At 69.5% G+C, this 20,722-nt stretch carries 19 protein-coding genes; 5 read left to right on the top strand and 14 right to left on the bottom strand.

Going from position 1 to position 20,722, the window contains the following annotated elements; genetic code table 11:
- Positions 1-118: 118 nt before the first annotated feature.
- The 3 genes from DFJ65_RS05840 to DFJ65_RS05830 all read right to left on the bottom strand — a co-directional run bounded on the left by DFJ65_RS05840 (position 119) and on the right by DFJ65_RS05830 (position 2,869).
- A complete protein-coding gene (locus DFJ65_RS05840; protein ID WP_115922213.1) occupies positions 119-946 on the bottom strand; it encodes a phytanoyl-CoA dioxygenase family protein in 828 nt (275 codons plus the stop codon).
- 214 nt (positions 947-1,160) lie between these two features.
- On the bottom strand, positions 1,161-2,450 hold the full coding sequence (locus tag DFJ65_RS05835) for an MFS transporter (protein ID WP_115922212.1): 1,290 nt from the start codon (positions 2,448-2,450) through the stop codon (positions 1,161-1,163).
- Positions 2,447-2,869, bottom strand: a complete 423-nt coding sequence (locus DFJ65_RS05830; RefSeq protein ID WP_211308372.1) for a MarR family winged helix-turn-helix transcriptional regulator — start codon at positions 2,867-2,869, stop codon at positions 2,447-2,449. The genes DFJ65_RS05835 and DFJ65_RS05830 overlap by 4 nt, the downstream gene beginning before the upstream one ends.
- A 130-nt stretch (positions 2,870-2,999) precedes the next feature.
- Between DFJ65_RS05830 and DFJ65_RS05825 the strand changes: the two genes are divergently transcribed.
- The 4 genes from DFJ65_RS05825 to DFJ65_RS05810 all read left to right on the top strand — a co-directional run bounded on the left by DFJ65_RS05825 (position 3,000) and on the right by DFJ65_RS05810 (position 7,354).
- Positions 3,000-3,695 (top strand): response regulator transcription factor, encoded by a 696-nt coding sequence (locus DFJ65_RS05825; RefSeq protein ID WP_115922211.1) that lies wholly within the window; start codon positions 3,000-3,002, stop codon positions 3,693-3,695.
- Positions 3,695-5,209, top strand: a complete 1,515-nt coding sequence (locus DFJ65_RS05820) for a sensor histidine kinase (protein ID WP_115922210.1) — start codon at positions 3,695-3,697, stop codon at positions 5,207-5,209. Before DFJ65_RS05825 ends, DFJ65_RS05820 begins: the two co-directional genes overlap by 1 nt.
- 84 nt (positions 5,210-5,293) lie before the next feature.
- On the top strand, positions 5,294-6,811 hold the full coding sequence (locus tag DFJ65_RS05815) for a S1C family serine protease (protein WP_245950051.1): 1,518 nt from the start codon (positions 5,294-5,296) through the stop codon (positions 6,809-6,811).
- A 240-nt stretch (positions 6,812-7,051) separates the two neighbouring features.
- Positions 7,052-7,354, top strand: coding sequence for a WXG100 family type VII secretion target (locus tag DFJ65_RS05810; RefSeq protein ID WP_115922209.1), 303 nt, complete (start codon positions 7,052-7,054; stop codon positions 7,352-7,354).
- Positions 7,355-7,568: 214 nt separating this feature from the next.
- Here the strand turns inward: DFJ65_RS05810 and groL are convergent, their stop codons facing one another.
- Positions 7,569-9,197: a chaperonin GroEL gene (gene groL, locus DFJ65_RS05805; protein WP_115922208.1), complete on the bottom strand. Its 1,629-nt coding sequence runs from the start codon at positions 9,195-9,197 to the stop codon at positions 7,569-7,571.
- 212 nt (positions 9,198-9,409) lie between these two features.
- Positions 9,410-9,961, bottom strand: coding sequence for a YbaK/EbsC family protein (locus tag DFJ65_RS05800; protein ID WP_115922207.1), 552 nt, complete (start codon positions 9,959-9,961; stop codon positions 9,410-9,412).
- A gap of 74 nt (positions 9,962-10,035) precedes the next feature.
- Between DFJ65_RS05800 and DFJ65_RS05795 the strand changes: the two genes are divergently transcribed.
- Positions 10,036-10,782, top strand: a complete 747-nt coding sequence (locus DFJ65_RS05795; protein ID WP_115922206.1) for an SDR family oxidoreductase — start codon at positions 10,036-10,038, stop codon at positions 10,780-10,782.
- A gap of 112 nt (positions 10,783-10,894) precedes the next feature.
- Here the strand turns inward: DFJ65_RS05795 and DFJ65_RS05790 are convergent, their stop codons facing one another.
- From DFJ65_RS05790 to DFJ65_RS05750, 9 genes are all read right to left on the bottom strand, one after another.
- Positions 10,895-11,182, bottom strand: coding sequence for a DUF3263 domain-containing protein (locus DFJ65_RS05790; protein WP_115922205.1), 288 nt, complete (start codon positions 11,180-11,182; stop codon positions 10,895-10,897).
- Between the two features lie 165 nt (positions 11,183-11,347).
- On the bottom strand, positions 11,348-12,841 hold the full coding sequence (locus tag DFJ65_RS05785; protein ID WP_245950049.1) for a hypothetical protein: 1,494 nt from the start codon (positions 12,839-12,841) through the stop codon (positions 11,348-11,350).
- A gap of 116 nt (positions 12,842-12,957) precedes the next feature.
- Complete coding sequence (locus DFJ65_RS05780; RefSeq protein WP_115924132.1) at positions 12,958-14,298, bottom strand: pyridoxal phosphate-dependent decarboxylase family protein; 1,341 nt, start codon at positions 14,296-14,298, stop codon at positions 12,958-12,960.
- A 40-nt stretch (positions 14,299-14,338) separates the two neighbouring features.
- Positions 14,339-15,787: an NADH-quinone oxidoreductase subunit N gene (locus DFJ65_RS05775; protein WP_115922204.1), complete on the bottom strand. Its 1,449-nt coding sequence runs from the start codon at positions 15,785-15,787 to the stop codon at positions 14,339-14,341.
- Complete coding sequence (locus DFJ65_RS05770) at positions 15,784-17,289, bottom strand: complex I subunit 4 family protein (protein WP_245950046.1); 1,506 nt, start codon at positions 17,287-17,289, stop codon at positions 15,784-15,786. The genes DFJ65_RS05775 and DFJ65_RS05770 overlap by 4 nt, the downstream gene beginning before the upstream one ends.
- On the bottom strand, positions 17,286-19,304 hold the full coding sequence (locus DFJ65_RS05765; protein ID WP_115922203.1) for an NADH-quinone oxidoreductase subunit 5 family protein: 2,019 nt from the start codon (positions 19,302-19,304) through the stop codon (positions 17,286-17,288). The genes DFJ65_RS05770 and DFJ65_RS05765 overlap by 4 nt, the downstream gene beginning before the upstream one ends.
- Positions 19,301-19,609 (bottom strand): NADH-quinone oxidoreductase subunit NuoK, encoded by a 309-nt coding sequence (gene nuoK / locus DFJ65_RS05760; protein ID WP_115922202.1) that lies wholly within the window; start codon positions 19,607-19,609, stop codon positions 19,301-19,303. Before nuoK ends, DFJ65_RS05765 begins: the two co-directional genes overlap by 4 nt.
- Positions 19,606-20,139, bottom strand: coding sequence for an NADH-quinone oxidoreductase subunit J family protein (locus DFJ65_RS05755; RefSeq protein ID WP_115922201.1), 534 nt, complete (start codon positions 20,137-20,139; stop codon positions 19,606-19,608). The genes nuoK and DFJ65_RS05755 overlap by 4 nt, the downstream gene beginning before the upstream one ends.
- On the bottom strand, positions 20,136-20,720 hold the full coding sequence (locus tag DFJ65_RS05750) for a NuoI/complex I 23 kDa subunit family protein (protein WP_170144003.1): 585 nt from the start codon (positions 20,718-20,720) through the stop codon (positions 20,136-20,138). The genes DFJ65_RS05755 and DFJ65_RS05750 overlap by 4 nt, the downstream gene beginning before the upstream one ends.
- Between the last annotated feature and the right edge of the window lie 2 nt (positions 20,721-20,722).

Genomic DNA, 20,722 nt, shown 5'->3' with positions numbered 1-20,722 from the left:
CAGCGTCCCGACGCTGCCCGACGCGGACGCCGACGCGGACGCCAACGGGCCCGGCACCACCTGGTGCCGGGCCCGTTGCTCGCTCACCGCGCGAGCGCGGGATGAAGGTCGCTGCGGATCAGTAGGGAATCGGTGCCCACTCGGCGTTCTTGCCGGCGTTCGGGTCGTTCAGCACCTCGCTGGGCACGTCGCGCAGGATCAGCCCGGCGTCCTTGGCCGCCTGACGCGCCGCGTCGTCGTACTGGCCGTGCCGCCACACGTTGGCCATGTAAGTGCGGGTCTTGAGGTAGTCGGTGTAGCGGGCGGCGTGCTCGTCGTCGAGACCGAGCGCGGCGAAGATCGCCATCCGGTCGCCGTCCTTCTCGGTGAGCAGGCTCGGGTCGACCGGCTTGGCGTCGTTGGGGTCGGTCGTGCTGCCGTCCTTGAGCAGTTCACCGTTGCCGGAGTGGGTGATGCGCATGCTCCACACGCCCACGTCGCCGACGGCCGACTTGACGTAGATGTTCTCGCCCTCGCTCAACGGCACGACGTTGTGCGAGCCGCGACGCAGGTTCAGACCGCCGGTGTGCTCGGTGTGGTCCTGCAGGTAGATGCCGAAGCGCAACTGGGTGTAGTCCGACTTCCAGTCGGGCGCGTTGCCGTCGGTGCGGTCGGCGTTGTCCTTGTGCCAGCCACGACCGGTCGAGTTGATGGTGAACGAGCTGTCACCGCCGTACCAGATCTGGTCGCTGTTCAGAATCTTCTTCGCAATGCCGATCATCGCGCCGTCGGTGAGCACCGAGCGCAGCAACGGACGCGCCAGCAGATCGCCGCCGTTCGCTCCGCCACCCTTGCGGCAGGCGTCACGGAACGCCTGGATCTCCTCGGGGCTGTAGACGCCCTTGACGATCGTGTATCCGTCTTTCCAGAACCCGTCGACGTCGACCGGCCTATCCAGCACTGGCATACCTGTGCCATCCCTTCGCAATGCGGTGGGCGTGCGCCCCTTGACGCCCACGACCGTACGCCGTTGCGCAGAAGATGTGGTGGGCGCCACACCGCTGGGGGTGGCACCGGCGTCCGGTCAGCGCCGGGTCAGCCGGCGATCGACGCGATGATCGCCACCGCGAGCATCCCGGCCAGCACGCCGATCACCAGCATCCGGCGGGTGCGTGGGGTCATCAGCGCACCTGCTCGGGGGTGATGGCCTGCGCCGCCTGGCCGGCGGAAACGACCTCGAGATGCCACGGGTGACGCTCGAGGGTGACGGTGAGTCGGTCGGTGCGCATGACGTAGAGGATGGCAGCCGCCGCTGCGAAACCCACCGCCAGGCTGCCCACCAGGATCGTCCACCGCGCGCCGAAGACGTCACCGATCCAGCCGATCATCGGCGCACCGAGCGGGGTGCCGCCCATGAAGATCGCCATGTAGAGCGCCATCACGCGTCCGCGCATCTGCGGCGACACCGACAACTGCACGGCCGAGTTGGCGGTGGTCATCACGGTGAGCGCGAACAGGCCGGTCGGGATGAGCATCAGGCCGAAGAACCAGAACGTCGGCGCGAGCGCGGCCGCCGCCGAGAAGATCGTGAACCCGATGAGCGCCCCGAAGAGCACCCGCAGCCGAGGCCGCGCGCGGCGGGCCGACAGCAGCGCCGCCGAGAGCGACCCGATCGCCATCACCGAACCGAGCAGTCCGTATTCGCTTGCGCCCCGGTGGAACACGGTGGTCGACATGAGCGCGATGGTGATCTGGAAGTTCATCCCGAAGGTGCCGAGCATGAACACCACGAACAGCAGCAGTTTGATGTCGCTGCGGCCGCGCACGTAGGCCAGCCCCTCGCGCACCCCGCCGCGTCCCTTGCCCCGCGGCGGACGGCTGAGCTCGGACCCGTGCATCGCGCTGAGGGCGAAGAGCACGGCGACGAAGCTGAACGCGTTGATCACCAGCGTCGGGCCGGTGCCGACGGAGGCGATGAGCAGGCCGGCGACGGCCGGGCCTATCAGGCGGGCGCCGTTGAACGACGCACTGTTGAGACCGACCGCGTTGGTGAGCTTGTCGGGCGGCACCATCTCCGAGACGAACGCCTGCCGGGTCGGGTTGTCGAGCGCGGTGGCCACGCCCTGCAGCAGTGCAAGCACGTAGACGTGCCAGAGCTGGGCCGTGTCGGTGAGCACCAGCACCGCGAGGACGGCGGCGGTGAGCGCGAGCGCCGACTGGGAGATGGCGAGCAGTTTGCGCTTGTCGAACCGGTCGGCGAAGGTGCCGGCCAGCGGGGCGAGCAGCACCACCGGCGCGAACTGCAGACCGGTGACGATGCCGAGCGCGGTCGAGTCGTGGTTGGTGAGTTCGGTGAGCACCAGCCAGTCCTGGGCGACGCGTCCCATCCAGGTGCCGATATTGGAGACGATCGCACCGGCCGCGTAGACGCGGTAGTTGTAGATCGACAGGGAGGCGAAGGTAGGGCTCATCGGGCCACCACCCGTCCGAGGATCTCGCTGGCACGGGCGAGCACCGCGCACTCCTCGTCGCTGAGCTGGGCGATGCGTTCGTTCATCCAGATGTCGCGCGAGCGCTTGGTCTGGGTGACGACCTCGCGCCCCTTCTCGGTGAGGTGCACCCAGGTGCGGCGACGGTCGTGGTCGTCGGCGACCCGCACCAGGTAGCCATCGGCGGCGAGCGCGTCGACCGTGCGGGTCATCGACGGGCGGCTCACGCACTCGGCGTCGGCCAGAGCGCCGATCGTCAGCGGCTGCCCCTGCAGCTTGCAGAGCACCGAGAACTGGTGCGGTGCAACGGATTCGACGTTCTCGAAACGGGTGCGCCGGCTGATCCGTATACAGATCATGCGCAGTTCGTCGGACATGGCTCGGCGCTCGAGCGGGGTCATCGCTGGTTGGTCGCGGGTCATCGCGGGAGGTGCGCCTCCTGGCTTGGCGAAGTAATTAGCTGAGGTCAATAGTTTAGCTAATAAATCTACTTCCAGGTGACTCCCAGGAAACTTTAGGATTGTGGTACCCATGAACGCCCCTGAAGCGCGCCTCCTGGTGGTGGAGGACGAGACCAACATCCGCGAGTTGCTCGCGACCACGCTGAAGTTCGCCGGCTTCGCGGTCGAGGCCGCGCCCGACGGCCGCACCGCACTCAAGCTCGTCGCCGACCAGGCGTTCGACCTCGCGGTCATGGACGTGATGCTGCCCGACATGGACGGCTTCACCGTCACCCGCACGATGCGCGGCAAGGGCCACGACGTGCCCGTGCTGTTCCTGACCGCCCGCGATGCGGTGCAGGACAAGGTAAAGGGCCTGACCGTGGGCGGTGACGACTACGTCACCAAGCCGTTCAGCCTGGAGGAGGTCGTCGCCCGCATCCGCGCGGTGCTGCGCCGCACCGGCAGCGACACGGCCGAACGCGCCACCGTCACCGTGGCCGACCTCGAACTCGACGACGACTCCCACGAGGTGCGCCGCGACGGCATGGTGATCGACCTGTCCCCCACCGAGTTCAAGCTGCTGCGTTACCTGATGGTCAACCAGGGCCGGGTCGTGTCCAAGATGCAGATCCTCGACCACGTGTGGGACTACGACTTCCATGGTGAGGCCGGCATCGTCGAGAGCTACATCTCCTACCTGCGCCGCAAGATCGACACCCTGGGCACCCCGCTCATCCACACCAAGCGGGGCGTCGGATACGTCCTGCGCGCCCCGCGGGACTGATGGCTCAGGCATCCTCCCGACGCGGTCTCTCCGGTCTCGGCCTGCGCGCCGAGCAGGCCCCGTTGCGGTTGCGCATCGTGGCGATGATCGCCGTCCTGTTGGCCGGTGCGCTCACCGCCACCGGCCTGGCCGCGACCGCGTTGCTGCGCAGCTACCTCTATCAGCGACAGGACGCCGAACTGCTCGCCGCGCGCACCCCGCTGGTCAACGCCGCGCTCGACTCGCACGGTTCGACCAAGCGGACGGTGCCCGCGTACGTGCCCGGTGGCACCTACGTCGTGCACCTGGAGTGGTCGAACAACGAGCACGTCGACGTCTTCTCCTCCAAGCAGCACGTGCCGAACTGGCCCGACCTGTCCCCCACCTCGCGCGCGTTGTCGGAGACGACGCCGTTCACCGTGGAGTCCGACTCCGGCGGCGGTGAGTGGCGGGTCATCACCGGCACCAGCCAGTCGCCCACCCAGGGCACCGTCACGTACGCCGTGGCCGCGTCGCTCAACGACGTCGACGACACCGTCGACCGGGTGCGCAACCTCAGCGCGATCGTCGGGGTGGTGGTCACGCTCATCGGCGCGCTGATCGCGTGGTTCGGCATCCGGCGCGCCTTCCGCCCGCTGGCCCAGATCGAGGAGACGGCCGCCGCCATCGCGGCCGGCGACCTCACCAGCCGTGTGCCACCACCGGCCGGCAACGACGAGGTGGCCAGCCTGGCCCGCTCGCTCAATGTGATGCTCGGCCGCATCGAGGACGCCTTCATCGTGCGCACCAAGTCGGAGGAGCGGATGCGACAGTTCGTGCAGGACGCCTCGCACGAACTGCGGACGCCGCTGGCCACCGTCCGCGGGTATGCCGAGTTGTACCGCCAGGGCGCGGTGTCCAAGCCCGACGACGTCGCCGCCGCGGTGCGCCGGATCGAGGACGAAGCCACCCGGATGAGCAAGATGGTCGACTCGCTGCTGCTGCTCAACCGGGTCGACGAGGAGCACAGCGGGGGCCTCGACCAGGATCCGTACGACAGCGTCGACGTCACCGTGCTCGCCGCCGATGCGGTGCAGGACGCGCGCGCCCGCGCGCCCGAGCGCACCATCGAACTGGTCGGCCTCGACGGGCCACTCGGGCCGACGACCGTGCGCGGCGACGACCACCGGCTGCGGCAGGTGTTCGCCAACCTGGTCGGCAACGCCCTGCGCTACAGCGATCCGTCCCCCATCGAGGTTGCCGTCGGCACCCGCGACGCGCACGCCATCTTCGAGGTGCGCGACCACGGCCCCGGCATCCCCGAGGGTGCCCGGGCACAGATCTTCGAACGCTTCTACCGGTTCGACGCCTCACGCAACAGCGCCACCGGAGGCAGCGGGCTCGGGCTCGCGATCGTCAACGCGATCGTCGAAGCGCATTCGGGTTCGGTCGATCTTCGGGAATCCTCGGGCGGTGGTGCGACGTTCATCGTTCAGTTGCCGCTCGCCGACAGCGACGCACAGCAGACCCACAGGAGCGGGCCAGCGCAGGCTTAACGCCGATGGCTTGACTGGGCGAAGCACAAGGCAGGGGCAGCGGCGAAACAGCTTCGCCACAACGATGCAGATGAAGGAATGACGATGTCGTACGACAACAACCCGTCCGATCCCGACCGTTCCGCCGACGCGCCCTCGGACGCGCGGTCTCCGTTCGGCGGGGAGCGTCGGGCGCAGGAGTCCGCCGCACAGCGGTCTGCGGGGTCTGCCGACCGGGGCGACGACATCACCGGGCCGATCCCGCCGGTGCCGGACGCGCGTCCGGTGCCGTCCGCGGGCCCCGACCAGACGCGTTCCTTCCAGATGCCGCACCGTGGCCAGCAGGGCCCGGCCCCGATGGGCGGCCCGCAGCCGTACGGTGCGCCGGCGCAGGGCCCGTGGGCCAACCCGACCGGCCAGGGTGCGCCGTACGCCGCCGCGCAGTCGGGGCCGTTCGGTCCCGCAAATGGTGCTCCGGGCAACAACGCCTCGGGCGGTTCGACCACCGCCACCCGGCGCCGCCGCGGTGCCCCGTGGATCGCCGTCCCGATCGCCGCTGTGCTTGCCGCCGGTCTGGCCAGCGGCACGACCTACGCACTGTCGGACAACCAGGCGGGCGGGTCGTCGACGACCACCACGAAGGTGGTGCAGGCCAACCCGGCCGACTACAAGGACGGCACCGGCGTCAACTGGGCGGGCACCGCGCAGAAGGTCACCGACAGCGTCGTCTCGATCACCGTCGGATCCTCGAGCACGGGCGGCGGCGAAGGCTCCGGCGTCGTGCTCGACACCAAGGGCAATATCGTCACGAACAACCACGTGGTGGCGGCCGGCGGTTCGAGTAACCCCTCGATCACGGTGACCCTCACCAACAACCTCACCTACAAGGCGACCGTCGTCGGCACCGACCCGGCCACCGACCTCGCGGTCATCCGGCTGCAGAAGCCGCCGGCCGACCTCAAGCCGATCGCGATGGGCGACGACGCCACCTTGCAGGTCGGACAGCCCGTGATGGCGATCGGCAACCCGCTGGGCCTGTCGAGCACCGTGACCACCGGCATCGTGAGCGCGCTGAACCGTCCGGTGACCGCCGGTAGCAGCTCCGGCGACTCCTCGAGCACGACGAACGCGGTGCAGACCAGTGCCCCGATCAACCCGGGCAACTCCGGTGGCGCACTGGTCAACGCCAGCGGACAGCTCATCGGCATCAACTCCTCGATCGCTTCTGTGGGCGGATCCTCAGGTTCTTCCCAGTCGGGAAACATCGGAATCGGTTTCGCTATACCTGTGTCCGTCGTCGAGTCGATCACCAGCCAGCTGATCAGCAAGGGATCGGTCGTGCACGCCCAGCTGGGTGTGCAGGCCAGCACCGGTTCCGTACAGATCGGCGACGCCACCGAGACCGCAGCCGAGATCAAGGAGGTCGTCTCGGGGTCGGCGGCCGACAAGGCCGGCCTGAAGGTCGGCGACGCGATCGTCGAGGCCGACGGTCGACCGATCGTCTCCTCGGAGGCGCTGGTCGGTTACGTGCGGGCCAAGACGGTCGGCGAGAAAGTGCAGTTGACGGTCGTGCGCGATGGCAAGCGCACACAGATCTCCGTGTCGCTCGGCAAGGCGAGCTGATCGACACGGTTTGAGTCGGGTCACCGGTGGACTCCCCCTTCCTCCACCACCAACGACCCGGTCGGGGTGGTCTCCGAACTTGTGACGGGGCTCGGAGACAGGCGGTGGCGCACAATCCAAACGGGTTGTGCGCCACCGCTTTTCATTGTCCTGGGGATAACTCGAACACGATCTCCGCGATTGACCTAGGTTCTCCTGCACGACCCGCCACCGGGGCGGGCAGTCCGATCGGAGACCCTCATGTCCCACTCGAGCAAGTACACCGTCGACAGCGACGCCATCGGCCAGCACGGACTCGACGTCGGCACGATCGCCGGCCAGATCCAGTCGGCGATGAACCTCATGGACCGCAAGCTGACCGCCCTGCAGGGCACCTGGACGGGTAGCGCGGCCGCCCAGTACGCGGTGCTGCACGGCGACTGGTCGCGTGCGCAGGCGCGGATGAAGGATTCGCTGGCCGACATCGGCCGCACCCTCGGCAGCGCCAGCCGTGCCTACGCCACGACCGAGTCCGACGTGAAGGCCACGTTCGTCCCTCGGTGACCAGCCGACGTCCGACACAGACGCGCGGGGTATCGAGATTCGCGCGGGTCATGACCCGAGCAGATCTCGATACCCCGCGCGTTTGTTGTGCTGTGCCAGTGGTGGCAGGAAGTCTCCCCGGACGAGAGGCTCACGATCGCGGGACGGCTGAGCCCCCTAGCAGCAACGGAGTGACTGCTAGGGGGCTCGACGCCGAAGGAGCGATCAAAAAGGACTAGAAGCCCATGCCGCCCATCTCGTCGCCGCCGCCGGCCGGCATGGCCGGAGCCTTCTCCGGCTTGTCGGCGATGACGGCCTCGGTGGTGAGGAACAGGGCCGCGATGGACGCCGCGTTCTGCAGCGCCGAGCGAGTCACCTTGGCCGGGTCGATGATGCCGGTCTCGACCATGTCGACGTACTCGCCGGTGGCCGCGTTGAGGCCCTCACCCGGGGTGAGGTTGCGGACCTTCTCGACCACGACGCCCGGCTCGAGGCCGGCGTTGAGGGCGATCTGCTTCAGCGGAGCCTCGGCAGCGACCTTGACGATGTTCGCACCGGTTGCCTCGTCGCCCTCGAGCGACAGGCCACCGAAGGCGTCGGCGGATGCCTGGAGCAGGGCGACGCCACCACCGGCGACGATGCCCTCTTCGACGGCAGCCTTGGCGTTGCGCACGGCGTCCTCGATGCGGTGCTTGCGCTCCTTGAGCTCGACCTCGGTCGCGGCACCGGCCTTGATGACGGCGACGCCACCGGCGAGCTTCGCGAGGCGCTCCTGGAGCTTCTCGCGGTCGTAGTCGGAGTCGCTGTTCTCGATCTCGGCGCGGATCTGCTTGACGCGGCCGGCGATCTGGTCGGCGTCGCCGGCACCCTCGACGATGGTCGTCTCGTCCTTGGTGACGACGACCTTGCGGGCGCGGCCGAGCAGGTCGAGTTCGGCGGTCTCGAGCTTGAGGCCGACCTCCTCGGAGATGACCTGACCACCGGTGAGGATGGCGATGTCGCCGAGCATGGCCTTGCGACGGTCACCGAAGCCCGGGGCCTTGACGGCGACGGACTTGAAGGTGCCGCGGATCTTGTTGACGACCAGGGTCGACAGGGCCTCGCCCTCGACGTCCTCGGCGATGATCATCAGCGGCTTGCCCGACTGCATGACCTTCTCCAGCAGCGGCAGGAGGTCCTTGATCGAGGAGATCTTGGAGTTGACGACGAGGATGTACGGGTCGTCGAGGACGGTCTCCATACGCTCGGTGTCGGTGACGAAGTAGCCGGAGATGTAGCCCTTGTCGAAGCGCATGCCCTCGGTGAGCTCGAGCTCGAGGCCGAAGGTGTTGCTCTCCTCGACGGTGATGACGCCTTCCTTGCCGACCTTGTCCATGGCCTCGGCGATGAGCTCACCGATCTGGGGGTCAGCGGCGGAGATGGACGCGGTCGCAGCGATCTGCTCCTTGGTCTCGATCTCCTTGGCGTGGTTGAGCAGCTGCTCGGACACGGCGGCGACGGCGGCCTCGATGCCGCGCTTGAGCGCCATCGGGTTGGCGCCGGCGGCGACGTTGCGCAGACCCTCGCGCACCATGGCCTGGGCCAGGACGGTGGCGGTGGTGGTGCCGTCACCCGCGACGTCGTCGGTCTTCTTGGCGACCTCCTTGACCAGCTCGGCGCCGATCTTCTCGTAGGGGTCTTCGAGCTCGATCTCCTTGGCGATCGACACACCGTCGTTGGTGATCGTGGGGGCGCCCCACTTCTTCTCCAGGACGACGTTGCGGCCCTTGGGGCCGAGCGTGACGCGCACGGCGTCGGCGAGGGTGTTCATCCCCCGCTCGAGTCCGCGACGGGCCTCCTCGTCGAAGGCAATCATCTTTGCCATGTGGTGGTTCCTCCCACACATTGCGTATCGAGTTGGCGGCACGACGCCCGCGACGGACGGGTCTCAACCGGCCGCGGACCTACGTCGTCCGCGCGTTGCGACCCTCGCCGTACTGCCACTGGTTCTGTCACTCTCATGCTGAGAGTGCTAACGCCATTATTGGCACTCTCCTCGGGCGAGTGCAAACGACCCCCCGAGGTTGCCGCGCCAGGTCAGGCGGACGGCTCGACCGGGATCACCAGATCGAGCACCTCGGCGCCCGGCAGGGCCGCCAACTGGTGCCCGCTGATGAGCAGTTTCGAGCCGCGCACTCCCCCGCCGATGACCAGTTCGGGCTCGGCGGCGACGCGCTCGTCGACCAGGATCGGCCAGCCGTCCGGCAGGCCGACGGGTGTGATCCCGCCGGAGGTCATCCCGGTCGCCTGCTCGGTGTGCTCCTGGTCGGCGAAGGTGATCTTGCGCGCGCCGAGGTGCTTGCGCACGGTCTTGTTGACGTCGGCCCGGTCGGTGCCGAGCACCATCACTGCGGCGTACGTCGTGGTTTCGCCGCGGCGCGCCTGCACCACCACACAGTTGGCGGACGCCGCGAGCGAGACCTCGTAGGCGTCGCAGAACGCGGCGGTGTCGGCGAGGCTCGCGTCGATCTCGGCGACGAGCAGCCCGGGCACCTCGGCCTGTGCCACGGGTGCGGCGACGAGATCGGGGTGCTGCTCCAACGGCTGCCAGTCGAGGGTGCCGCGGGCGGTGCGGGTGTCGTCGGTCATGGACCTCTCCTTCGTCGTCGATCGGGCTGCGACAAGATGAGAACACAACGGCCCAACCAGCAGATGAGGTGTCCATGAACCGTTTCGAGGGCAAGACCGCGATCGTCACCGGCGCGAGCCGCGGCATCGGACTGGCGATCGCGCAGCGACTCGTCGCCGAAGGTGCCAATGTCGTCATCACCGCGCGCGGCGCCGACGCACTGGAGGAGGCGGTCGCCGGTCTGGGCGAACGCGCGTCGTACGTCGCCGGCAAGGCCGACGACCCGGCGCACCGCGACGAGGTCATCGGTCACACGCTGGAGCGGCACGGTCGCATCGACGTCCTGATCAACAACACCGGCATCAACCCGGTCTTCGGCAAGCTGCTCGACGTGGAGGCCGAGGCCTCCCGCAAGATCTTCGAGGTCAACGTGATCTCGGCACTGGAGTGGGTCAAGCTCGTGCACGCCGCGTGGATGAAGGAGAACGGCGGCGCGATCGTCAACGTCGCGTCGATCGCCGGCCTGCGCCCCGCCCCGGGCATCGCGATGTACGGCGTGAGCAAGGCCGCCGTCATCCACCTCACCGAGGAGTTGGCGTTCGAGCTCGGCCCCGACATCCGGGTCAACGCCGTCGCGCCGGCCGTGGTGAAGACGAAGTTCGCGGAGGCGCTCTACGAGGGCCGCGAGGAGAAGGTGTCGCGGGCGTACCCGCTCAAGCGCCTCGGCGAGCCCGACGACATCGGCAGCGTCGTGGCGTTCCTTGCATCGTCCGACGCGGGCTGGATGACCGGCCAGACCCTCACCGTCGACGGCGGCATCCTGCTCAACGGCGGCGTCTGAGCGACGAGCGTCCGACCCGCGTGCGCGTTTCCTGCGGCCGCGGGACGCGCAAGGGCGCCAGCAGAAGCGAAGCGGCTGCTGGCGCCCTTGACCGCGAAGGAGCGGCGAGAGGCTATTGGTCGAAGCCGAACTTGCGCGCGTTGCGCTGCCGCATGCGCGAGGTGCGCAGCCGACGTAACCGCTTGACCAGCAACGGGTCGGCCTTCAGGGCCTCCGGGTTGTCGATCAGTGCGTTGAGCGCCTGGTAGTAGGCGGTGGTGCTCATGCCGAGACGCTCACGAATGGCGTCTTCCTTGGAGCCCTGCGCGCGGAACCAGTCGCGTTCGAGTTCGAGGATCTTCAGATCGCGCTCCGACAGCTGAGCACCTTCGGGGGTGCCAGCACGTTCCGCGGCGGTCATCGGGATCCTTCCGTTCGAGACTTGGAGCTCGGCGCGCCCATGCGGGTCGCGCCGGCCGAAACCGATCTTAGGAGCCTAATCACACCCTTGTCATTTAGCACGGGATTGCTGTGACAGATGTGACGAATGAGTCGAAAATTCTCGCCCACCCCCTCGGGCGGCGGGTCAGCGGGCGGAGCCGAAGCCGAGCACCGCGGCGATCCCGAGGGCCGAGCGGGGGTCGTACGGCGAGCGCCACAGGCCACCGTGCGCGGCGCCGGCCGCCTCGGCCTGCCACATGTCACCCTTCGCCGCATAGCCGCCGGTGCGCAGGTCGTGCACGAGCATCGCGGCCATCAGGGTGTTCGCGGTCGAGGGGTCGAACACCTCGACCCCGAAGCGGTGCGCGCCCGCGTACGCCGCGGCGAGCGCGCGGTTCTTGGTGACGCTGCGGGTGCGGGTGGGCGGCGCAATGTTCATCGACACGAGTTGCCCGTCGGCGGCTGCCGCGGCCGCCCGCCAGCGGTGGATCCGCTTGGCCAACAGGTAGTTCGGGCCCTGCTGCGGCACGATCGTGTCGCTGAGCGAGACCCCGGCCGGCTCCGGCGGGTATTGACGCTGCAACAGCCGGCCGCGCGACACCGCCCGCAGCGGACGGCGCACCGACTTCAGGAACGCCCTATCCAGACCGGAGTTCGCCTGCGCCACAGCGCTGTCCGGCACGACGAACACGTCGGTCGGGGTCGCGAGGTAGGCCAGCGCGACGTCGTCTCGCTGGGAGAGGTGCAACGCCAGCGCATCGGTCGCTGCGGACAGGCGCAGGTTGACTCCCCCGTCGGCGTACACGTAGTTGCCGAGCACGAACGGCCCATCGAGGCCGAGCAGGTAGTCGCCGACCCCGCCGATGTCGTGCAACAGGTCGGCACCGGCGTGCTGCGCGGGGTCGGACGCGTCGGCCCGCCCGGCGGCGACCGGCACGACCAGCGATCCGGCACCCTGGCGCGCGACGTCGAACAGCGACGACCACAGCGCCGCCCGCGGCAGGTCGATGCCGACAACCCGGCCACCCCAGCGCAGCAAGGAACGCAGTGGTCCCATCTCCGCGCCCGCCCCGAGCACGACGAACGTGCGGTCGCGCACGTCGAGCCAGTCGGGATTGTCGAGCACCTTGTTCACCGCGTCGCGCACACCCGGCTCGATGACGCCGTCGGTCACCCAGCCGTCCAGGCGCTCACGCAGGGCGTCGCCCTGCAGCCGGGTTCCCTTGTACGGCAACGTGAATTCGGTTTCGGCCGCCCCTTCGCCGGCGACGGTGACGGAGTCCCATCGCGCGTGCGGCAGGGGCGTCGCGAACGCATCGGCCAGGGAACGGTCGTGTCCGCCCGACGCCGGCAGCCAGCACATCCGGTCGTGCACCGACGCCAGCCCGTCACGGGCGATCGCCATTGCCGCGCGGTGGTCGGTGGCACCGACCTCGACCAGCCGGCGCAGGTGCTGGGGATAACCGCGCCGCCACCCGGTGTCCCGCTGCGCGGCGTCGGCCCCGGCAGCATCGACCGAGGCGAGCGCTTCGGCCACCACCGCGCGCCCGAACGCCGACGAACTGCGTTCTTCCTCATGCGATTCGGCCATATTGGCGGTGTTGCTGACCGGGAAGACGACGCCCGTGCTGGTGTCCATGAGGTGACTCAATCACGGACTCGTCAGTAGCCCGCGTCGTCGCGCTCGACAGGATGTCCGATCGCCGGTGATGCAACGCCTAGGCTGCCGAACGTGGCCGACGAACTCGGGCCGACTCAGGCCATCGTGTCGAGGATCTCGGTGATGTCGTCCTCGCTGGTGAGCGGGTTGACGATCGCGAACCGGGCGAGCGTCTCCCCCTCGTGCGAGGTGGGCACGACGAAACCGATCTCGCGCTTCAACAGGTCGTCCGACCAGCGCTGGTAGTCCTGCGCCGTCCAGCCGAGCCGGCGGAACACCACGACGGTGAGCGAACCCTCGCGCACGAGTTCGAGGTAGGGTCGCTCGGTGATCTCGGCGTTGGCGAACCGGGCAATGTCGAGGGTGTGCTCGATCGCCTCGGTGTACTTGTCGGTGCCGTTGACCGCGAGCGAGAACCAGAACGGCAGACCGCGAGCGCGGCGGGTGAGGCCGATCGAGAAGTCGGACGGGTTCCACTCGGCGGAGTCGGTGAGCACGTCGAGGTAGGTGGCGTGCTGGGTGTGCGCCGCGCGGCCTTGCACCGGGTCGCGGTAGATGAGCGCGCAGCAGTCGAACGGCGCGAACAGCCACTTGTGCGGGTCGACGATGAAGGAGTTGCAGCGCTCGATGCCGGCGTACTTCGACCGGATGCTCGGCGCCGCCAGACCGGCACCGCCGTAGGCGCCGTCGACGTGCAACCAGATGCCGTACTCCTCGCACACCTCGGCGACCGACGCGATGTCGTCGATGATGCCGAAGTTGGTCGTGCCGGCCGTCGCCACGACCGCGAAGAAGGTGTCGGGGTCGTTGTCCTGCAACACCTTTCGTAGGTTTTCGCCGGTGAGCTGCCAGTTGTCGAGCGGCACCTTCACCAGTTCGGCGTCCATCACCTTGCAGGCGGTCGCGATCGAGGAGTGCGAGCCGTAGGTGGCGGCCACCCGGTAGGGCCGTCCGGTGCTCTTCTCCCGGGCCGACTCGCGGGCGGCGACGAGCGCCGAGAGGTTGCCGATGGTGCCGCCCTGCACGAACTGACCGCCCGCCTCGGCCGGCAACCCGACCAGGTCGGCGATCCAGCGCAGCGCCTGGTTCTCGGCGTAGACCGCACCCGAGCCCTCCAGCCACGACCCGGCGTAGAGCGCGGACGCACCGACGACGAGGTCGAACATCGCGGCTTCCCGGGTGGGCGCGCACGGGATGAACGACAGGTAGCGCGGGTGGTCGATCGACAGGCAGTTCGGCGCGAGCTTCTCGGCGAACAGTTCGAGGGCCGACAGCCCGCCGAGCCCCTCGCGGGTGATCGTCTGACCGACGAGTTCCTGCAACTCCTCGGGGGTCGCGGGCCCGTCGAGCGGCACCGGGTCGAGTTTCAGGCGTTCGTCGGCGTAGGCCGCGATCGCGTCGCTGAGCTGTTGGGTCTTCTCGTCGAACCGATGCACGAGCGCTGAGTCTAGGGCCGCCGTGCGCACCCCGGCGAACTCAGTCGACGAGCCAGAAGAGGTACTGCGGAGCCAGGCTCACCACGATCACGGCGGGCACCGCGATCACGGTCAGCGCCAGGTGCACCGGGTGCGCCCGCAGGGTGCGGTGCGGCACATCGCCGCAGGAGGTGAAGGCCCGCCAGATCCAGCGCAGGTAGACCGCCACACCGAGCATCGCGTTGATCGCCGCGACCACCAACAGCAGCCACTGCCGGGCACCGGCCACCGGTTGCAGCACGGCCACCTTGGCGAGCACCCCGCTGACCGCGGGCGGCAGGCCGGCGAGGGTGAGCAACCCGAGCGCGAAGAGCACACCGGTCCAGGGCTGACGGCGTCCGAGCCCGGCGATCGCGTCGAGGTCGGTCACCGCCGCGCGGCCCTGCCGGTGGGCGACGGCGGTGAGCGCGATGAACACCGCGAGCGTCGCGACGACGTAGATGACCAGGTAGGACGCGGCCGCGTGCTCGGCGCCGCCGGACGCGGTCGCGAGCGGCAGCACCACCCAGCCGGCCTGCGCCACCGACGACCACCCCATGAAGCGCAAGGTGTCGGTCTCGCGCAGCGCCATCACGTTGCCGACCGTCATCGACAACCCGGCCACCGCCGCGATCGCGACGAGGGTCGACCCGCCGACCGCCGCGATCGGCCGGGCGACGGCCAGTAGCGCCCCGAGGGCGGCGATCTTGGAGACGGTGGCGAGGAACGCGGTCATCGGGGTGGAGGCACCCGCGTAGGCCTCGGGCGTCCAGGCGTGGAACGGCACCAGCGACAGCTTGAAGCCCACGCCCGCCACGATCAGCATGAGTGAGACGGCGAGGATGCGACGGGTCTCCGGGGTCTGCATCGCGGCGAGCACGGTGTTGTTGTCGAAGGTGGCCGAGCCCGACGCCGCGAACCACATCGCGACACCCATCGCGGTCACCGCGAACGACACCAGCGAGGTGGTGAGCAGGTTGAGCGCGCCGTCGACCGCGGTGCGACGGGCGCGCACCGCGACGAGCACCACCGTCGGCACGGTCGCGATCTCCAGCAGCACCAGCCAGGCGGGAAGGTCGCGCGCCGCGACCACGCCGGTGGCGCCGGCGGTGGTGGTCAGCAGCGCCGCCACCTGCACGACGGTGCTGGAGGCGCTGATCCGCACCGGCAGCGCGAGCAGCACGATCACCAGTGCGGCCAGCAGGGCGGTCGCCTGCAGGCCGGCACCGACGCTGTCGATCACGTAGAAGCAGCCGCCGTCGGGTTGGCACAGCGAGCGTGCCGGGTCGTCGAAGTTCCGCAGCAGTTGCGGCACGACGCTGACGAGCGCGCCGGCGAGGGCAAGGGCCGCGACGACGAAGTGGACGACGCGCCGGCGCGGCACGATCGCGTCGATCACCAGCACCAGCACGGCCGCCACGGCCGGGATGAGGACCGGAAGCAGCGGCATCCAGTCGATCCGAATGTTCATCGCAACGCCCCCAACTGCTGGATGGCGGGTGTCATGAGATCCATGAGTCCGGTCGGCCAGACACCGAGCACGACGACGGCCACGACCAGCACGGCGATCACCGACCACTCGAGCCCGTGGGCGTCCGACCACCGCGCCTCGTCGGGCAGCTGCCGTTCGTTGCGGTCGTCCGAACCGGCCCACGCGGTGCGCGCGATCCGCAGGGCGTACGCCGCGCCGAGCACCGCGCCGAGCGCCGCAAACGCGGCGAGCACCTTGAACAGGGTGCGGTCGGTGGCCGGCTGCCAGGCGGACAGCAGGGTGAGGAACTCGGCCCAGAAACCGGCGAGGGCGGGCAGTCCGAGGGATGCGGCGAGGCCGAGCAGCAGGGCGAAACCGAGCCGCGGGCTGACGTCGCGGACGGCGTCGCGCGGCACGTCGAGCCGGTCACCGTGCCAGCGGTGCTTCAGACCGCCCGCGACCGCGAACAGCAGCGCCGAGATGATGCCGTGGCTGATGTTGCCGAACAGCGCTGCCCGCAGGCCGAGTTCGGTGCCGGCGGCGAGGGCGAGCATCACGACGCCCATGTGCGCCACGGACGAGTAGGCGATGACCCGCTTGAGCGAGGGCTCGACCAGGCAGACCAGCCCGGCCCAGATGATGCCGGTGACGGCGAGCACACCGACCAGCGGCGCCAGGGTGCGCCAGCCGTCGCCGAGCGGACCGACGAGCAGCCGCACCACGCCGTACGTGCCGAGCTTGAGCAGCACGGCCGCCAGCAGCATCGACCCGCCGGTCGGGGCCGCGGTGTGGGCGGCGGGCAACCAGGAGTGCAGCGGCCACAGCGGCACCTTCACCGCGAGCCCGGCCAGCAGCAGCGCGGCGATCGCGGTCTGCTGCGCCGCGGGCATGCTCACTCCCCTGCCGAGCACGGTGAGGTCGGTGGTGCCGGCCGAGAACACGAGGGCGAGGATGCCGGCGAGCATCAGCGTCGAGCCGAGCACCGTGTAGAGCACGAAGGTGAGCGCGGCGCGGCGGGTGGCGGCCGGGTCGGTGCGGTCGCCGAACACCCCGATGAGCACCCACATCGGCACCAGCACGATCTCGAACGCGATGAAGAACAGGATCGCGTCGCGCGCGAGGAAGGTCAGCAGGGCGCCGCCGACGATGATCAGCAGGCAGCCGTAGTACGTCGCGGGCGAGCCGGTCGTTTCCTCGGTGCGGCGGTGCAACACCGCGAGCAGCCCGATCGCGGCGGTCAGCACGAGCAGCGGAATGCTGATGCCGTCGACGCCGAGGTGGAACCGCAGCCCCAACGACTGCACCCACTGCCGATCGAGCGAGGGCCGCTCGACAGCGACGAGGATCGACAGCGCGACGGTCGCGACCGTGGTGAGGGCGGCGAGCGCGAACGCCGTCGTTGCGGTGACGGCACGCGGCCAGCGTCCGCCGCCGACGAGGGCGAACCCCGCGACCAGCGGCAGGAACGGCAACGCGAGCAGCGCGATCACTTCGGTGTTCACCACAGCGTCACCCCCAGCAGGCCGGCCAGCACGACGCCCACCGCGACGGCGACCAGGCCGAAGGAGGGAGCGCCGGTGTGGGCGCGGGCGCCGCGTTCGGCAAGGGCGAGCGCGCCGGTGCCGAGCCCGCGAACGCCGCGTTCGATGAGGGCGTCGACCCGCGCCACGACCACGGCGAGCGCCTCGACCGGGCGTCCGACCAGGGCCACGTAGAGGCGGTCGACGTCGGCGCCACGGGAGGCGAAGCTGCGCAGCCCGAGCGGCAGACGCGACGCCGCGTCGCCGTAGGTGGTGCGCAGGCTGAGCACCCGCACGAGCACCCCGGCCGCCGCGATCGCCAGCAGGCCCGAGGCGACGATGAGCCACTGCGGGTGCAGGTAGTTGACGTCGAACCACGGGCTGACGACCAGCGCGCCACCGGCGACGCCGGCGAGCGCGAGCAGAACGAGGCCGAGACGGGTCAACCACGGCGGACGCGGGATCGCGAGTTCCGGTTCGGGTTCGGGTTCGGGTTCGGGTTGCCGCAGCGGGCGGCCGTATTCGTCAACCGGTTCACCCTCGACGAGCATGTCCATCAGGCCGACGTCCTCTACCGAGTAGGAGTCGTCGACGACGTCGAGCACCTGGTGTCGCTGCAGCACCGTGCGGTGGGCGAGCACCAGCCAGGCGCGCATCGAGTAGGCGGCGGTGAGCGGCACGACGAGCAGCAGGGCAACGGCGGATACGTAGGAGGCGGTGCGTCCGTCGGCGGCCCCGCGCAGCACCTCGTCGATGATGAGGTCCTTGGAGACGAACCCGAACAGCGGCGGCACCCCAGCGAGCGCGAGCAGCCCGGTGCCGACGAACCAGTGGGTCTTGCGGTGGGTCACCACGGCACCCGACATCCGCTCGACGATCGTGCCGCCGACGAGCACCGCGAGCCAGCCGACCATCAGGAACAGCAGCGCCTTGAAACCGGCGTGGGCCAGCAGGTGCAGCAGCACGACGTCCGGCTTCACGGCGTCGGGCAGACCGGCGAACCCGGCGAGCATCAACCCCATCTGCGACACCGTCGACCACGCCAGCAACTTCTTCAGGTCGTGCTGCGCGAACGCCAGCAGGGCCGCGAACACGGTGGTGATGCCGGCCAGCACGGCGAGCACCAGACAGGCGCGCGGCGAGAGCACGAACAGCGGGTGCAGGACGGTGACCAGGTAGGTGCCGGCGGCCACCATCGTGGCCGCGTGGATGAGGGCGGACGCCGGCGTCGGGCCCTCCATCGCGTCGGGCAGCCAGTCCTGGAAGGGCACGAGCGCCGACTTGCCGGCGACACCGCACACGATGCACAGCAGCGCGAACGTCAGCGCGTGACCGGGCACGCCGGTCCAGAACTGGATGATGCCGGTGATCGAGGTGGTCTTCGCCCAGCTGGCGAGCACGACGAGCCCGAGGTAGAACGGCGCATCGGCGAGCCGGGTGACGATGAACGCCTTGTAGGAGGCACGGCGCGCCTTCGCCCGCTCCGACTCGTGCCCGATGAGCACGTAGGAACACCACCCCATCAGCTCCCAGCCGACGAGGGTGAGCACGACATCACCGCTGAGCACGACCAACTGCATGGCTGCCGTGAAGAGCCCGACGGTGGCCGCGAACGAGCGATACCGCGGGTCGTTGTAGAGATACCAACGACCGAACTGCTGCACCACCAGCGAGACGAGCGCGACCGCCACCGACACGACGATCGCGGTGCGGGTGACGTGCAGGTTCAGCGGCAGGGTCATCTCGGTCGACGCGACCGGCACCCCGACGGTGGCGACCACCGGACGCAGTCCCCCGCGCATCGACTGCCACACCAGCCAGGCGGGTGCGAGCAGGCCGAGCAACCCGGCGATCCGCACGATGACGGACGCCGCGGCGTTCGACCGGCGCACCGCCAGGATCACCAGGACGGCGCCGAGCGCCGGCAGCAGGACGGCCAGGTGGCTCGGCTGGAGCGCGAGGTCGAGCGCGCCGGTGTGGGTGTCGAGCCGGTTCATTCGTCGTCACCCCGGGGCGCGCTGACGTCGATATTGCCGCGCGAGCGGTAGACCAGCACGATCAAGCCGAGCGCGACCGCGATCTCCGCCGCCGCGATCGTGATGAGGAAGACGGTGAGGCTCTGCCCGGCCAGCACCGAGTCGGTGAACTTCACGCCGCTGGTGATCAGCAGCAACCCGGCTGCGCCGAGCATGATCTCGACGCCGACGAGCACCAGCACCGCGTTACGGCGGGCGAGCACGCCGTACAGCCCCACGCCGAACAACGCCGCGGTGAGGGCGAGCGGCAACCACAGGTGGATCACGCGTCCACCTCGTCGTCATCGTCGGGTGCTTCGCCGACCCGCAGGCGCGACAGCGCGAGCGCGCTCACCAACGCGATGAGCAGCAACAGCGACAGCAGTTCGAAGGGCCACGACCAGGTGGCGAAGATCTGGGTGGCGAGCTGCTCGGTGGTGTTCGGACGCAGGTTGACCGACTCGGTGCCGAAACCGGTGATCAACGCGGCTCCGATGAGCGTGGCGGTGGCCGTGGCCAGCACGAACGCGGCGGCCCGCTGCACCCGTGGGGTGTCGTGCGCGACCGAGCGTCCGATCGGGGCGCGGGTGAGCATCAGCGCGAACAGCACGAGCACCACCACCGCGCCGACATAGACGATGAGCTGCACCAACGCCACGAACTCGGCACCGAGCACCAGGTAGCAGCCGGCGAGCGCACCGAGCGAGACGGTCAGCCACAGCGCGGAGTGCAGGATGTGTTTGGTGGTGACCGCGAGCAGAGCCGCGGCCAGGCAGATCACCCCGATGATGGCGAAGAAGACGTCGTGCGTCGTCACGAATCGGCCTCCGGGACAACCTTGTCCGTCACCAGGATGACCTTGACAGCCTCCGGCGCCGCGGCGGCCTGGCCGGTCTGACCGGCCTGGTCGCTCTCGGCGGGCGCTCCGGGGTCGACGGCGGCCGGCGGCGGCACGGTCGCCATCCACTGCCCGAGCCGGTCCTTCTCGTGCAACAGGTCCCGGATGTCGGTTTCGGCGTACTCGAACTCCGGGCTCCAGTAGAGCGCGTCGAACGGGCACACCTCGATGCAGATGCCGCAGTACATGCACAGGCTGAAGTCGATCGCGAACCGGTCGAGCACGTTCTGCTGGCGAGCGCGTCCGCCCTCGGTGGCCGGCGGCACCGTCTCCTTGTGCGAGTCGATGTAGATGCACCAGTCGGGGCATTCGCGCGCGCACAACATGCACGAGGTGCAGTTCTCGTGCTGCAACGCGATGACGCCCCGCGAGCGCGGCGGCAGCGCCGGCTTCTCGTGCGGGTAGTGCTGGGTGTGCGCCGGACGCATCGCGGTGCGTGCGGTCGTCGCCATCCCCGACAGCAGGCCGGGGACGAAACCGGACTTCTTCTTCTCGGCCATGG

Origin of the sequence: Calidifontibacter indicus, assembly GCF_003386865.1 — a bacterium.
Lineage (GTDB): Bacteria > Actinomycetota > Actinomycetes > Actinomycetales > Dermatophilaceae > Yimella > Yimella indica.
This window is presented reverse-complemented; position numbering and strand designations above follow the sequence as displayed.